Annotated in this window: 12 protein-coding genes; 8 read left to right on the top strand and 4 right to left on the bottom strand. The window is 68.9% G+C overall.

Annotated features, from left to right (window positions below):
* Nucleotides 1-24 precede the first annotated feature (24 nt).
* Nucleotides 25-2,118, bottom strand: a complete 2,094-nt coding sequence (locus ABDZ81_RS06410; protein ID WP_343773074.1) for an alpha-amylase family glycosyl hydrolase — start codon at nucleotides 2,116-2,118, stop codon at nucleotides 25-27.
* 240 nt (nucleotides 2,119-2,358) lie between these two features.
* Here ABDZ81_RS06410 and ABDZ81_RS06405 point away from each other — a divergent pair, with 240 nt between their 5' ends.
* The 4 genes from ABDZ81_RS06405 (at nucleotide 2,359) to ABDZ81_RS06390 (ending at nucleotide 5,273) form a co-directional block, all read left to right on the top strand.
* The gene (locus tag ABDZ81_RS06405) at nucleotides 2,359-2,649 is read left to right on the top strand and encodes a DUF7967 family protein (RefSeq protein ID WP_343773073.1); all 291 of its coding nucleotides are present in this window, start codon (nucleotides 2,359-2,361) and stop codon (nucleotides 2,647-2,649) included.
* 106 nt (nucleotides 2,650-2,755) lie between these two features.
* Complete coding sequence (locus ABDZ81_RS06400) at nucleotides 2,756-3,664, top strand: ABC transporter ATP-binding protein (protein ID WP_343773072.1); 909 nt, start codon at nucleotides 2,756-2,758, stop codon at nucleotides 3,662-3,664.
* Nucleotides 3,661-4,500: an ABC transporter permease gene (locus tag ABDZ81_RS06395; protein WP_343773070.1), complete on the top strand. Its 840-nt coding sequence runs from the start codon at nucleotides 3,661-3,663 to the stop codon at nucleotides 4,498-4,500. The genes ABDZ81_RS06400 and ABDZ81_RS06395 overlap by 4 nt, the downstream gene beginning before the upstream one ends.
* 83 nt (nucleotides 4,501-4,583) lie before the next feature.
* Nucleotides 4,584-5,273: a YqjF family protein gene (locus ABDZ81_RS06390; RefSeq protein ID WP_343773069.1), complete on the top strand. Its 690-nt coding sequence runs from the start codon at nucleotides 4,584-4,586 to the stop codon at nucleotides 5,271-5,273.
* 34 nt (nucleotides 5,274-5,307) lie between these two features.
* On the opposite strand, the gene ligA is transcribed toward ABDZ81_RS06390, so the two are convergent.
* Complete coding sequence (gene ligA, locus ABDZ81_RS06385) at nucleotides 5,308-7,404, bottom strand: NAD-dependent DNA ligase LigA (protein ID WP_343773375.1); 2,097 nt, start codon at nucleotides 7,402-7,404, stop codon at nucleotides 5,308-5,310.
* Between the two features lie 275 nt (nucleotides 7,405-7,679).
* On the opposite strand from ligA, the gene ABDZ81_RS06380 reads away from it, so the two are divergent.
* Complete coding sequence (locus tag ABDZ81_RS06380; RefSeq protein WP_343773068.1) at nucleotides 7,680-8,495, top strand: manganese catalase family protein; 816 nt, start codon at nucleotides 7,680-7,682, stop codon at nucleotides 8,493-8,495.
* A gap of 72 nt (nucleotides 8,496-8,567) precedes the next feature.
* Here ABDZ81_RS06380 and ABDZ81_RS06375 read toward each other — a convergent pair whose 3' ends face one another.
* Both ABDZ81_RS06375 and ABDZ81_RS06370 read right to left on the bottom strand, forming a co-directional pair.
* Nucleotides 8,568-9,875, bottom strand: a complete 1,308-nt coding sequence (locus tag ABDZ81_RS06375; RefSeq protein WP_343773067.1) for a cation:proton antiporter — start codon at nucleotides 9,873-9,875, stop codon at nucleotides 8,568-8,570.
* Nucleotides 9,876-9,958: 83 nt separating this feature from the next.
* A complete protein-coding gene (locus ABDZ81_RS06370) occupies nucleotides 9,959-10,126 on the bottom strand; it encodes a DUF7556 family protein (protein WP_343773066.1) in 168 nt (55 codons plus the stop codon).
* Nucleotides 10,127-10,449: 323 nt separating this feature from the next.
* On the opposite strand from ABDZ81_RS06370, the gene ABDZ81_RS06365 reads away from it, so the two are divergent.
* The 3 genes from ABDZ81_RS06365 to ABDZ81_RS06355 all read left to right on the top strand — a co-directional run.
* Nucleotides 10,450-11,301: a CBS domain-containing protein gene (locus tag ABDZ81_RS06365; protein WP_343773065.1), complete on the top strand. Its 852-nt coding sequence runs from the start codon at nucleotides 10,450-10,452 to the stop codon at nucleotides 11,299-11,301.
* Complete coding sequence (gene glyS, locus ABDZ81_RS06360) at nucleotides 11,294-13,060, top strand: glycine--tRNA ligase (RefSeq protein ID WP_343773064.1); 1,767 nt, start codon at nucleotides 11,294-11,296, stop codon at nucleotides 13,058-13,060. Before ABDZ81_RS06365 ends, glyS begins: the two co-directional genes overlap by 8 nt.
* Before the next feature lie 7 nt (nucleotides 13,061-13,067).
* Nucleotides 13,068-13,470, top strand: a 403-nt coding sequence (locus ABDZ81_RS06355; RefSeq protein WP_343773063.1) for a dolichol kinase, incomplete at its 3' end; no start/stop codon positions are given.

The following is a 13,470-nucleotide window of genomic DNA, read 5'->3' as shown; positions in this document are numbered from 1 at the left end:
GCCGCGATGGAAAAAAGCCGGACGTTACTCGGAGTCGTCCGCGTCGTCGCCGGTGACGGCGGCGAGTCCGTCCGCGTCGTCAAAGTCGCGTTCGGGGGCGCGTTCGTCGGCCGGTTCGGGACCGGTACCCGGCGTCGGCCGATCGGCTTCGACGACGACCACGCTGTCGACCTCGAACTCCAGCGAGCCGTCGTCGTGGGTCGTCGGCGCGACCGCCTCGCCGGTGCGCAGATCGGTCGTCTCGACGTAGTCTCCCACGCGAACCGAGCGGGGACCGTCGGCGAAGTTGAGCAGGACGACGACGCGCTGGTCGTCGGCGACTCGAGAGAACGCGAGCACGTGATCCGACTCGGCGTGGAACGGGATCCGCTCGATCCCGGCGTCGCTGCCAAGCGCGGGGATCGACTTGCGAGCCTCGATCAGCGAGCGGTAGAATCCGTTGAGTTCCTCGTCGAACTCGCCCCAGTTCATCGCGTCGCGATACCCTTCGAGGCCGGTCTCCTGCCCGTAGTACAGCATCGGATTTCCGGGCAGCGTGAACGTCGCCGCGCCGGCGGCCATCTGTGCCTCGCGGCCGTACTCCGCGATGAAGCGATCGAGGTCGTGGTTCTCGACGTACTGGAGGAACGGTCGGTACGCCGGGACGCCGACGTTAGCCCGGCGCTCGACGGCGTCGAGGATCGCGTCGGCGTCGCCGTCGGCGGCCATGCTCAGCGCCTTGTGGAGCCGGTCGTCGTGGTGGATGTGGAACTCGCCCTCCGAGAAGTCGGCGAAGTACGGCACCGACTCGTCGAGCAGCAGAAACTCGTCGTCCTTTGCCGTGGTGCGCTCGTACACTTCCTTCCAGAAGGAGTGCTGGACGCCCCAGGCGACGTCGCAGCGGAACCCGTCGATCTTGTCGGCCCAGAAGTCGACGATAGAGAGGACGAACTCCCGGACCTCGGGGTTCTCGTAGTTCAGGTTCGGGATCGTGCTCCAGTTGAAGTACGTGTCCGGTTCGAGTTCGCCCTCGTCCTCCCAGCGGTACCAGTCGCGGTACTTCTCGTGGTCCTCGTGGTCGGGGTCCGCGGCGGCCTGGAAGTGCGGGTGGAGGATCGACGTGTGGTTGACCACCAGATCGAACACGACCTTGATACCGTGGTCGTGGCAGACGTCGACGAACGCCTCGAACTCCTCCATCGTGCCGAGTTCGGGGTCGACCGAGAAGTAATCCAGCGCGTCGTACCCGTGGGGGCCGCCGCGCTCGGCGTCGGTGCCGAAGCTGCTGTTCGCTTCGACGAACGGCGTCATCCAGAGCGCGTCGACGCCCAGGTCGGCGAGGTAGGGGACGCGCTCGGCCATCGTCTCGAACGTCGGATCGTCCTGATCGGGGAACCGACGAGTGAAGATTTCGTAGAAGACGGCGTCGTCGAGCCACTCGGGCGGATCGTAGGGACGCTCGACGGTCACCGAATCGCCCTCGGGGACGAGCTCGATCGCGTCGGCGACGCTGTAGCGGCGTCCCGCCGCGACGGCGTAGATCCGCACCGGCTCGTCGAGTTCGGACGCCGAGATCGCGCCGCTCGCCTCGGCCAGAACGTCCTTGTCGCGGTCGTCGACGTACAGCTCGACGTCGACGGCGGGGTCGATCGAGTCGTCGGCCGGCGGCGTCGTCGCGGCGGCGGTCAGGACCACCCGATCGCCGACCGTCTCGGCGTCGATCTCCACGCGGGGCCGCGGATCGTCCTCGTCCTCTTCGGGGAACGCGTGGACGGTCAGCTCGTGGCGGCCGTCGGGAGCCTCGAGTTCGAGCGTGTACGCGCCCGGCACGTCCGGATCGAACGAGACGACGGGGTCCGCACCGACGGTGGCGTCGCTGCCGTCGGGCGCGTCGGCGACCGACCAGGAGTACTCGGCGTCCGGGTCGGGATTACGCGGCGCCAGCGCGTCGCGGTCGTGCTGATCGTTCCCGTTCGGGTCCTCGATCGTCTCGCTGACCGCCACGAACCGCGGCGGGCCGGGGTGGGAGGAGTCGTCGCCGCGCTCGGAGCCGTCTTCCGCCGGTCGCCGCTCGCCGCCGTCCGGGCGGGGAGCGTCGACCAGCGAACTCAGAGTGGCGATGTGCGTACTACGTTTCACATACACACGCGGTCGGCAGGGCATAAAACGTTCACGAAGCATTATTTCATCACAGTTTTCACTACCCGAACTCAGGAACTACTTGCCGGTAGCGCCGGGACCGCGTGCCAGGAGCCGCGGCGCCGAGCCAGCGCGAGCCGGAGCGGGGCGAGTCGCGGTCGGGGCGCCGGCAGCCCGCGGACGGAACGACGCCGAAATCGAGCCGGGAGGCATACGGGGCCTGGCCACGAACCGGGACACATGACCGACGACGCGACCGACGGCGACGCGACCGACGCGGTACAGTGCTGGCTGGTCGAGCGGTCGTTCGACCAGCGCAACCTCGTGACGCTGGTGTACGCGACGCCCGACGGCGAGCGCTACCAGCAGCGCGAGCTGTCGGGCAACGCGCTCTCCCAGATCGACGTGACCGCGGCGCGGGAGATCCCCGCCGACGAACTGGAGGACGTGCAGGACGCCGACACCCGGGCGCGCTACGCCGACGAGGTCGCGTCCGTGCGCGAGCAGTACGATCCGGACGAGGAGCTCTGAGCGACCCGGACGGGGTCGTCGACGCTCGGCGGGGGTGCGTGATCGGCGGCGTCCGAGCGCGAGACCCATCACAGAACATAAGCGGCGGTGCGCTGAACCGTCGGCCATGGCAGCCATCGAGCTGGACGGCGTGAGCAAACGCTACGGCGGCGTCACGGCGCTGTCGGATCTCGATCTCGCCGTCGAGGCGGGCGAGATCTACGGCTTCCTCGGCCCCAACGGCGCCGGGAAGTCGACGACGATCAACGTGTTGCTTGACTTCGCGCGGCCGACCGCGGGCGCCGCGCGGGTGTTCGGGCTGGACTGTCAGGCCGAACCGGTGGCCGTCCGCGAGCGCGTCGGCGTCCTCCCCGACGGCTTCAGCCCGTGGGACCGGCTCACGGGCCGCCAGCACGTCAGGTTCGCCTGCGAGTCCCGCGAGGTCGACGCCGATCCCGAGGCGATATTAGAGCGCGTCGGCATCGCGGACGCCGCCGACAGGACGGCCGGGGACTACTCGAAGGGGATGACCCAGCGCCTCGCGCTGGGGATGGCGCTGGTCGGCGACCCCGATCTGCTGATCTTGGACGAGCCGACGACCGGGCTCGATCCCAACGGCGCCCGGGCGATGCGCGAGCTGATCCTCGCGGAGCGCGACCGGGGCGCGACGGTGTTCTTCTCCAGCCACATCCTCGATCAGGTCGAGGCGGTCTGCGACCGCGTCGGCATCCTGCGGGGCGGCGAGCTCGTCGCCGAGGACAGCGTCGAGGGGCTGCGCGAGGCCGCCGGTTCCGGGGCGCGCCTGCGCGTGTCGGTCGACCGCGCCGATCCGGCGGCGGTCGACGCCGTCCGCGAGTTAGACGGCGTGACGGCCGCCGAAATTCGGGGCGACGAGATCCTGGTCCGCTGCGCCGACGGGACGAAGTCGGCGGTGGTGTCGACGCTCGAAGACGAGGGCGTCGCCGTCTCGGACTTCTCGACCGAGGAAGCGTCGCTGGAGGACCTCTTTCGGGAGTACACGGAGGCGTCGACATGAGCTGGCAGATCATCGCCCGCAAGGAGGTCCAGGACGCGGCGCGCTCGCGCGTGCTCCACGCGCTGACGGGCGCGATGGTGCTGATCGCGCTGGCGCTGATGGGCGTGTACGTCGGCGCGCCGCGGCTGTTCGGCACGCCCGCGAGCAACCTGACGTTCCAGAACTTCGTCGCATCGCTCGGCCCGGCGTCGGCGTTCGTGCCGATCCTCGCCGCGATGCTGGGCTACAAGGCGATCGTCGGCGAGCGCGAGAGCGGCAGCCTCGCGCTGTTGCTCTCCCAGCCCCACAGCCGGGACGACGTGGTGATCGGGAAGTTCGTCGGCCGCGCGGTCGTGCTGGCGGTCCCGATCGCGCTGGCGTTCGCGGCGGGCTTCGGCGTCGTCGCGGTCGCGTTCGACGCCTACTCGATCGCCGGCTACGTCGGCTTCCTCGGAGCCCTGCTGCTGGTCGGGATCGCCTACGTCGCGATCGCGATCGCGGTCTCGGCGTCGACCGGCTCGACGACGAAAGCCGCCGCCGGGGTGCTGGCGTACTACCTCGTGTTCAAGTGGCTCTGGGGCGCGCTCGTGCTCGCGACCAACGCCGTCAGGGCGCGGCTCGCGACCGGCGAGTGGGTCGTCCAGATCGGCGGATTCCCCGAGTGGGTGTCGGTCATGTTCATGCTCAGCCCGCACAACGCCTACCAGATCGTGCTCCGGGACGTCGTGCTGACGGAGTACTCGGTCTGGTACGCCGAGCCGTACATGACCGCCTGGACCGGCGGGGTCGTGCTGGCGCTGTGGACCGTCGGCGCGCTGACGATCGGCCTCTGGCGGTTCGACGCCGTCGACCTGTAGCGCGGCGGCGTCCGCGTCGACGCCGTCGCGTGACGCCGATGCCGGGTCGAAGCCGCTTTTCGTTCAGACCGCTTAGATATCGTATGGTCGTCCCGCTGGAGATGGGGTGGCGTCACCTCCTGTTCGAGAACCGGCCGGTCGAGCCCGACGTCATGGACGCGCACCTCCCCGAGGGGCTCGCGCCCGACACGTACGACGGCTCGGCGTGGCTCTCGGTCGTGCCGTTCACCAACGTCGCCGTGCGCCCGAAGGGCGTCCCCGAACCGCTCGGAATCCGACTGCCCGAACTCAACCTCAGAACGTACGTCACCCGCGACGGCGTCCCCAGCGTCTACTTCTTCACGCTCGACGCGCAGGACGTCGCGAGCGTCCTCGGCGCGCGGATCTTCCACCACCTGCCGTACCACTACGCCCGGATTTCGCTGGAGGTTACCGACGGCCGGGTGAATTTTCGCAGTCGGCGTCGCCACCCGGGCGCCCGCCCCGCCCGCTACGAGGGGACGTACCGGCCGAGCGGCGAGCCGTTCGCGGCGCCCGACGATCCGTTCGGGGAGTTCCTCGTCGAGCGCTACCGGTTCTACACCGAAGCTCAGGACGGGTCGATCCGGTACACGGACGTCGAGCACGACCCCTGGACGCTGTACCCCGCCGACGCCGACATCGAGACGAACACGCTGCTGGCGGCCCACGGGTTCGCGGAGCCCGACGCCGAGCCGGTGTACTACTACAGTCCTGGACTGGACGTGGTCGCCTCGCGGAGCAAGCGGCTGTAGCCCTCGTCGCCGGCTGTGCCGGGCCGGCGAACCGCTACAGCGCGCCGCGGTCTTCGAGCAGTTCCTCGAATTCTTCTTCGCCGTCGAGCTGCGGAACGCCCTCCGCGTCGGCGTCGTCGCGCTTGGTCTGGCCCGGGTTCTCGCCCGCGACGAGGTAGTCGGTGTTGCCCGACACGCTCCCGGTCGCCGAGCCGCCGTGGTCCTCGACCAGCTCCTGAGCCTCGCTGCGGGTGTAGTTCGGCAAGCTGCCCGTGAACACGAAGGTAAGTCCCTCCAGTTCGTCGCCACCCTCGACGTCGGCGTCCTGCGGCTCGACGCCGTGGTCGCGCAGGTCCGCGACGACCGCGCGGTTCGCCTCGGAGTCGAAAAAGTCGCGGATCTGCTCGGCGACGACGGGACCGACGTCGGGCACGTCCTCCAGCTCCTCGGCGTCGGCGGCCATCACGGCGTCGAGCGAGCCGAACTCGCGGGCGAGCTGGCGGGCCGTCGCGGCGCCGACGTGCGGGATGCCCAGCGCGGCGAGGAAGTCGTCGAGTGGCGGCTCTTTGGTCGCTTCGAGCTCGGCGAGCAGCTTCTCGGCGCTGCGCTCGCCCCAGCCCTCCAGGTCGACCAGCTCGTCGGCGTCGATCTCGTAGAGGTCCGCCACGCTGTCGGTAATCAGCCCCGCGTCGAGGAACTGGCGCACCGTGCGCTCGCCCAGCCCCTCGATGTCGAGGCCGTCGTCGCTACCGTAGTAGACCACCGACTCGCGCAGCTGGGCGTCGCAGGCCAGCCCGCCGGTGCAGTACGCCATCGGCCCGTCGCGCTCGACCGGACTATCACAGACCGGGCAGCGATCCGGGAACGCGAAGTGCGCGTCGCCGTCCTCGCCGTCGCTCCCGTCTTCGACCACTTCGGCGACCTGCGGGATCACGTCGCCCGCCCGCTCGATGCGCACCTTGTCGCCGATGTCGACGCCCAGATCCGCGATCTCGTCGGGGTTGTGCAGGCTCGCTCGCGAGACGGTGACGCCGCCGACGTCGACCGGGTCGAGCAGCGCGACCGGCGTGAGCCGTCCGGTACGGCCGACCTGCACCGCGATCTCGCGGATCGTCGTCACCTCGGTGCGGGCGGGGAACTTGTAGGCGAACGCCCACCGGTAGTGGCGGGCGGTCGATCCCAGCTCCTCGCGCTTCTCGGCGTCGTCGACCTTGATCACGACGCCGTCGATCTCGTAGTTCAGGTCGTCCCGGCGCTCCAGCATGGCGTCGCGGTACTCGATCGCGTCCTCGATCGAGTCGACGCGCTCGGTGTGCTCGTTGACCTTGAGGCCGAACTCGGGCAGCGCCTGATCCTCGGCCCACCGGGTCGCCCAGCCGTCGCTCGAATCGAGCACCTCGAAGAAGAAGCAGTCGAGGGGCCGATCGGCGACGACCGAGGGGTCGTGCTGGCGGATCGTCCCCGCGGTGGCGTTCCGGGGGTTCGCGAACGGGTCGTCGCCGCTCTCGACGCGCTCGCGGTTGTACGCCTGGAAGGCGTCGCGGGGCATGAACACCTCGCCCCGCACCGCGAGGAACTCGGGCGGATCGCCGGCGAGGCGCTGGGGGATCGACCGGATCGTCCGGACGTTCTCGGTGACGTCGTCGCCCTCGCGACCGTCGCCCCGCGTCGCTGCGCGCACGAGGCTGCCCTCCTCGTAGACGACTTCGATCGAGATACCGTCGAACTTCGGCTCGCAGACGTAGTCGACCTCGCCCGCGTGCCCGCTGGCACGTAGGTCGCCGCGGACGCGCTCGTCGAACTCGTAGACGTCCTCGGCGTCGCCGCTCTGGTCGATCGAGAGCATCGGCGCGACGTGCTCGACGGCGTCGAACGACTCCACCGGCTCGCCGCCGACTCTGCGGGTGGGGCTGTCCTCGGCGTCGAGGGCGAACTCGTCTTCGAGCGCTTCGAGGCGGGCGAACAGCGCGTCGTAGGTGCGATCGGCGATGACGGGGTCGCCCTCGACGTAGTAGCGGCGGTCGTGACGCCGGACCGCTTCCCTGAGCTGTTCGGCCTGCTCGCGGGCCCGCGCTTCCGAGAGGTCCTCGACCGGCTCGAAGTCGGTCGGGGGGTCGCGGAAGTAGGGGTTGTCGTCGAGATCGGACGCCATTTCGCCGACGTAGCGCGCCATCGTACAAAAATCCGGGCACACCGGCGTCCGACGCTCGTTCCGCAGGGCCGGCCCCTCGGCGACCGCGGCGAGGTGGCGACGCAGCGGCGTCGACAGGAACGCCGCTGACGGTGGCGCGACGCCGTCTGTCGAGTGGCACTCAGTCACTTGCACGCTACCGTACGAAACCGTCAGGCAAGTTGCCTCTACTCCACGTAAATACACCGAACGAACCCTTATTCCGACCTTCGTGGATGTTGCTCGCGGGGATACCCATGTTCTTCCACGAACCCGAGCTACAGTACGAAGTTACGGTCGAAGAGCCCGATCCGCAGTTCGCCAAGGAGCTTCAGCAGGCGATCGGCGGCGTCGAAGGGGAGATGCGCGTCGCGCTGCAGTACCTGTTCCAGGCCTGGGCGACGCCGAAGGAGCACGAAGAGTACCGCAAGCTGCTAATGGAGACCGGGACCGAGGAGCTCGGCCACATCGAGATCCTCGCGACGGCGGTCACGAAGAACCTCCGGAACGCCACCGACGAGGAGCGCGAGGACGCCGCTCAGGACGACATGATGCGTATGATGATGTCCGGCCAGAGCCCGCGCCAGATCCTCTCGGCCGGCGAGTCGGCGATGCCGGTCGACAGCAACGGGCTCCCGTTCAACGGGAACTACGTCGTGGCGTCGGGCAACCTCGCCGCGGACATGTACGCCAACGTGATGGCCGAATCGACCGGACGCCTGCTCGCGACGCGGCTGTGGGAGCGGACCGACGACCCCGGGATGAAGGACATGCTGGAGTACCTGATCGCTCGCGACACGATGCACCAGAACCAGTGGCTCGCCGCCCTGGAGACGCTGGACGATCCGGTTCCGGTGCCCGCGAGCTTCCCCCAGGAGAAGGAGAACCAGGAGTTCAACTACGCGTTCATGTCGACCCACCGCGAGGAGCGCGAGGACCCCGACATGCCCTGGACGCAGGGCGAGTCGGTCGACGGCCACGGGGAGTTCTCGTTCGTCCAGCAGAACAGCGACGGGAAGGGGACGGCGCCGAGCCCCGATTCGTCAGTGTACAGCGACCCGAACCGCGAATAAATCATAGAGCGCTATATCAAATTTCTTCGGCGATCGGACGCCGACGGGTGTCGGCCCGCGGGACCGCTCGCTTCACTCGGCTTCGTCGATTTGCTCCCGCGTGACGGGGTCGCGCCGCCGATCGACGGCGGCCATCACCGGCCCCGACGCGACGCCGTGGACGACGACCGACGAGAGGACGACGAAGCCGAGGATCGCCCAGAGCACCTCGGCCTGGACGAGCAGTTCGAGTTCCTCGAACGACGCCTGCGCCAGCGCGTACGACAGGTAGAAGAAGGAGCCGACGCCGCGGATGCCGAAGAACGAGACGACGGCGCGGTCGAGCCACGGCGCGTCGGAGCCGAGAAACGCGATCAGTCCTGCTGCAGGTCTGACCGCGAGGACGATCGCGAGTCCGACGAGCGCCCCCGTCGGGGTCAACGGCGCGAGCAAGCCGCCCGCGATGGCGCCGCCGAACAGCACCAGTACGGTCGCGGTGAGCAGCCGCTCAATCAGCGCCGCGAAGTCGTGGAGGTACTGGTAGTACTCGTGTTCCCACTCGAAGCGCCGGAGTTCGAGGGCGGCGACGAACACCGCGACGAACCCGTAGCCGGACGCCACCTCGGTGATGCCGTAGGCGAGCAGGGTGACGACCAGCGCCTCGGCGCCGGCGAGCACCTCCGCGCGTTCGGTCGGGTCCGGCGAGTAAAACACCAGCCGCGCCATCAGGTGCCCGATCAGATATCCCAGGACGAGCCCGACCAGGATCTTGTACCCCACGTCGACGAGCGCCCAGTCGACGAGCCACGACCACCCGTCGCCGGCGCTCGCGCCCGCGACCGCGATGGAAAGGTACGTGAAGGGAAACGCCAGCCCGTCGTTCAGCCCCGCCTCGGAGGTCAGCGCGAAGCGGATGCTTCCCCACTCGTGGACGGGCGCCCGCTCGGACTCGATCTCGGTCAGCGGCGCGCCGGCGTCGACGTCAGAGGCGAGCACCGGGTCGGTCGGCGCGACGACCGCGCCGAGCAACAGCGCCGTCGGAACCAGCAGGCCGAGCGCGTACCGGCCCAGCAGCGCCGTCGCGGCGATCGTCAGCGGCATCGCTATCGCGAGGAGCCGCCAGGTCGACGCCCAGCCGCGCCAGTCGAACGGCCGGTCGATCTTGAGGCCGGCGCCCATCAGCGCGACGATCACGACCAGCTCGGTCAGCCGTTCGGTGAGATCGGCGTTGACGACGGGATCGAGCGCGGGGACGCCCGGCACCGCCGCGAACAGCGCGAACCCGCCCCCGACGTAGACGATCGGCAGCGAGAGCGGCTTGCCGGCCAGAAATCGAGGAAGCAGCACAGCGCCCAGTAGCGCCACCGCGACGACGATCAGTCCGACGTCGTACGCGCTCACGGGCGTACGTCCACGGCGAGCGGAAAAACGGTGGGGTCGACAGCCGCTGGGCTAAGAATCGAAAGCAGCGAAAACCGCGGGAGTTACCGGCAAGAGGGGAGCGACGGCGCGTCGTCTACCGCCATCGCGAGCCAGGCGTCGTCCGCCGTGATGTCGGCGATGACGTACTGCTCGTCGTCCCCGTCACCGTCGACGGAGCCGACGATCTCTCTCGCGCCGCGCGACGTGTCGCTGTAACCTGACGACGACATATACATAATTATCTTTCACACATGGATAAACCCGTCGGATTTGACTGACGTTTCGGATCGAACGGATGTTTCCCGAACGCGCGTCAGAAACCGTCTGGCGGGGCGCAACGAGGGAATTCGGCGGCGAAGCGCCGCGATGCGTCGTTCGCGCCGGACCGAGCAGTCGACGGACGGCGGTTCGCCGACGGAGCTCCTCGGGAAACGAACCGGTCAACTGTGACGCAGGTACCCGGATACCGGCGCTCCGGCGGCGCCGACGGCCGGCTTCCGCGGGCGACCGCCGAAGCACGGCCTTTATGACGGTTTTGGACGTACCGCGTGGTATGAATGTGTCCGACGCGATGACGCCGCGAGGAGAGCTCGTGACCGTCGAGCTCCCCGGCAGCCGCGACGACGCCCTGGAGTACCTGCAGGATCGCGAATTTTCCTCCGTGCCGGTCGTCAAGCCCGGCGACGACGGCGAGGAGTACCGCGGGCTCGTCTCCCGCGAGAGCCTGATCGAACACCCCGACGAGGACCAGCTCGCGCTGCTGATGGAGGACGTCCCGACCGTGACGCGCGACGCCGGCATCGAGGAGCTGGCCGAACTGATGGTCACGGAGGGCGCGCGGCGCGTTCCCGTCGTGGACGGCGAGCTGGAGGGGATCGTCACGATCACGGACGTGATCCGGGCGCTCGCGACGGGCGACGTCGACGCCGACGTCGAGGTCGGCGGAATCGCGACGCGCGACGTGAACACCACCTTTTCGGGCGCGCCGCTGACCGTCGCCCTGCGCGAGCTGAACTACGCCAACGTCCCCTACGCCGTCGCGCTCGACGAGGCCGGCGAGCCGGCCGGCATGCTCACCGAGGTCGACGTGCTGGACGTCGCCGAGATCGTCGAGGACGAGGAGCAGACGGGCAACAGCTTCGCCGACCAGGACGACGACTGGATGTGGGAGGGGATCAAGGGCGTCGGCAGCCGCTCGATGACCGTCCGGAACGTCGAGCTGCCCGCGGGCCCGGTCTCCGAGTTCATGACCGAGGATCTGGTCACCGTCTCGGAGGGCAAGACCGCCCGCGAGGCCGCCCAGCTGATGATCACCAACGACATCGAGCAGATCCCGCTGGTCTCGGGCGGCGACCTCGTGGGCATCGTGCTCGACATGGACCTGCTGGAGGCGCTGTATGAGTGAGAGCACCGCCGAGAAGCTCGTCGAGCTCGCCAAGCGCCGCGGGTACTTCTTCCCGTCGGCGGGCGCGTACGGCGGCGTCGCCGGCTTCTACACGTTCGGCCCGCAGGGCGCCGCGCTCAAGCAGAACGTCGAGGACGCCTGGCGCGAGCGGTTCGCGGTCCGGGAGGGCCACCAGGAGATCGACGCGCCGACCGTGATGCCCGAGCCCGTCTTCGAGGCGTCGGGCCACCTCGACGGCTTCGACGACATGCTCGTCGAGTGCGCCGAGTGCGGCGAGAGCCACCGCGCCGACCACCTGATCGAGGACAACACCGCGATCGAGGAGGCCGAGTCGATCGCCATCGAGGAGGTCGAGGAACTGATCGACGAGCACCAGCTCGTCTGCCCCTCCTGTGGCGCCGACCTCTCCGGCGAGCCGGTCGACGACTTCAACTTGATGTTCGGCACGAACATCGGCCCCGGCGACTCCTCGCCGGGTTACCTCCGGCCGGAAACCGCTCAGGGCATCTTCGTCGAGTTCCCGCTGCTCAAGGAGTACGCCCGCAACCAGCTGCCGTTCGGCGTCACGCAGATCGGCAAGGCGTACCGCAACGAGATCAGCCCGCGCAAGTCCGTCATCCGCACGCGGGAGTTCACGCAGGCCGAACTCGAACTGTTCGTCGACCCCGAGGGCGAGGGGCCCGACCTCTCGCGCGTCGAAGACGTCGAGGTTCGGCTCTACCCGATCGGCGAGCAGGAAGACGAGGAGGGCGAGCTGATCGAGACGACGATCGGTGAAGCCGTCGCGGACGGCACGCTCGCCAGCCCGTGGATCGCCTACCACCTCGGCATCGCCCAGGAGTGGTACGAGCGCGTCGGCGTCGACAAGAGTCGGTTCCGGTTCCGCCAGCACCTCTCGGGCGAGCGCGCCCACTACGCCAGCGACTGCTGGGACGCCGAAGCCGAGTTAGATGAGGACTGGATCGAGCTCGCCGGCTTCGCGTACCGCGGCGACTACGACCTCTCCAAGCACGCCGAGCACTCCGACGAGGACTTCACGATCTTCAAGCAGTACGACGAGCCGGTCACCGTCGAGCGCGCGACGGTCGATCCCGACATGAGCTACCTCGGCCCCGAGTTCGGCGGGCAGGCCCAGGACGTGGCCGACGCGCTCGAATCGCTCGCCGAGGAGGATCGCTCGGCGTTCGAGGGCGAGGACGTGACGGTCGACGTCGACGGCGAGGAGTACACCGTCCCCGTCGAGAAGACCGACTTCTCGGTCGACGAGGTCACCGAGTCCGGCGAACACATCACGCCTCACGTGGTCGAACCGTCGTTCGGCGTCGATCGGCTGCTGTACACGATCCTCGATCACGCCTACGCCGAGGACGAGGTCGGCGGCGAGGAGCGCACCTACCTCTCGCTCGATCCGGAAGTCGCGCCGACGACCGTCGGCGTGTTCCCCCTGATGGACAAGGAGGGCCTCGGCGAGCGCGCCCGCGACCTCGCCGCGGAGCTGCGCGCGGCGGGCCTCTCGGTCAACTACGACGACTCGGGCGCCATCGGCCGGCGCTACCGCCGACAGGACGAGATCGGCACGCCCTTTTGCGTCACGGTCGACTACGAGACGCTCGAAGACGGCACCGTGACGGTCCGCGAGCGCGACTCGACCGAGCAGCTCCGCGTCCCCCTCGAAGACCTCGACGAGACGCTGACGGCGCTCAGCGAGGGTGATCTCGCGTTCGCGGACGTCGACGGCGAGCCTGTCGAGGAGGACTAACCGAGCGATGGCCGACGAGATCAAGCGACGCCTCGTGCACATCAGCGGGACGGGGATGCCGGTGCTGTACCTCCTCGATATATTCAGCTGGGAGAACCTCCAGTGGTTCCTGCTGATCGGCAGCAGCGTCGCGGCGATCCTGGAGGTGATCCGGCTTTCGTTCGGGCTGGACTGGTGGATCTACGACAAGCTCACCCGCGAGTACGAGCAAGACAACCCCGCGGGCTACGCGCTGTACATGTTCAGCCTGACGATCGTCGTCCTGCTGTTAGAGCCCAGGATCGCCATCCCCGCGATGCTGATGCTGACGCTGGGCGACCCGATCAGCGGGGTGCTCGGCAGCGACGAGCTGCGGGCGATCAAGCGCCCGCGCGTGCTCGCGACGATGTTCACGATTTGCCTGCTGGTCG

Source organism: Natronoarchaeum mannanilyticum, assembly GCF_039522665.1.
Lineage (GTDB): Archaea > Halobacteriota > Halobacteria > Halobacteriales > Natronoarchaeaceae > Natronoarchaeum > Natronoarchaeum mannanilyticum.
This window is presented reverse-complemented; position numbering and strand designations above follow the sequence as displayed.

Excerpts from the sequence above, each read along its gene's own strand:
- ABDZ81_RS06405 (WP_343773073.1), top strand. The coding sequence starts at position 2,359 with ATGACCGACGACGCGACCGACGGCGACGCGACCGACGCGGTACAGTGC.
- ABDZ81_RS06400 (WP_343773072.1), top strand. The coding sequence starts at position 2,756 with ATGGCAGCCATCGAGCTGGACGGCGTGAGCAAACGCTACGGCGGCGTC.
- ABDZ81_RS06395 (WP_343773070.1), top strand. The coding sequence starts at position 3,661 with ATGAGCTGGCAGATCATCGCCCGCAAGGAGGTCCAGGACGCGGCGCGC.
- ABDZ81_RS06390 (WP_343773069.1), top strand. The coding sequence starts at position 4,584 with ATGGTCGTCCCGCTGGAGATGGGGTGGCGTCACCTCCTGTTCGAGAAC.
- ligA (WP_343773375.1), bottom strand. The coding sequence starts at position 7,404 with ATGGCGTCCGATCTCGACGACAACCCCTACTTCCGCGACCCCCCGACC.
- ABDZ81_RS06380 (WP_343773068.1), top strand. The coding sequence starts at position 7,680 with ATGTTCTTCCACGAACCCGAGCTACAGTACGAAGTTACGGTCGAAGAG.
- ABDZ81_RS06370 (WP_343773066.1), bottom strand. The coding sequence starts at position 10,126 with ATGTCGTCGTCAGGTTACAGCGACACGTCGCGCGGCGCGAGAGAGATC.
- ABDZ81_RS06365 (WP_343773065.1), top strand. The coding sequence starts at position 10,450 with ATGAATGTGTCCGACGCGATGACGCCGCGAGGAGAGCTCGTGACCGTC.
- glyS (WP_343773064.1), top strand. The coding sequence starts at position 11,294 with ATGAGTGAGAGCACCGCCGAGAAGCTCGTCGAGCTCGCCAAGCGCCGC.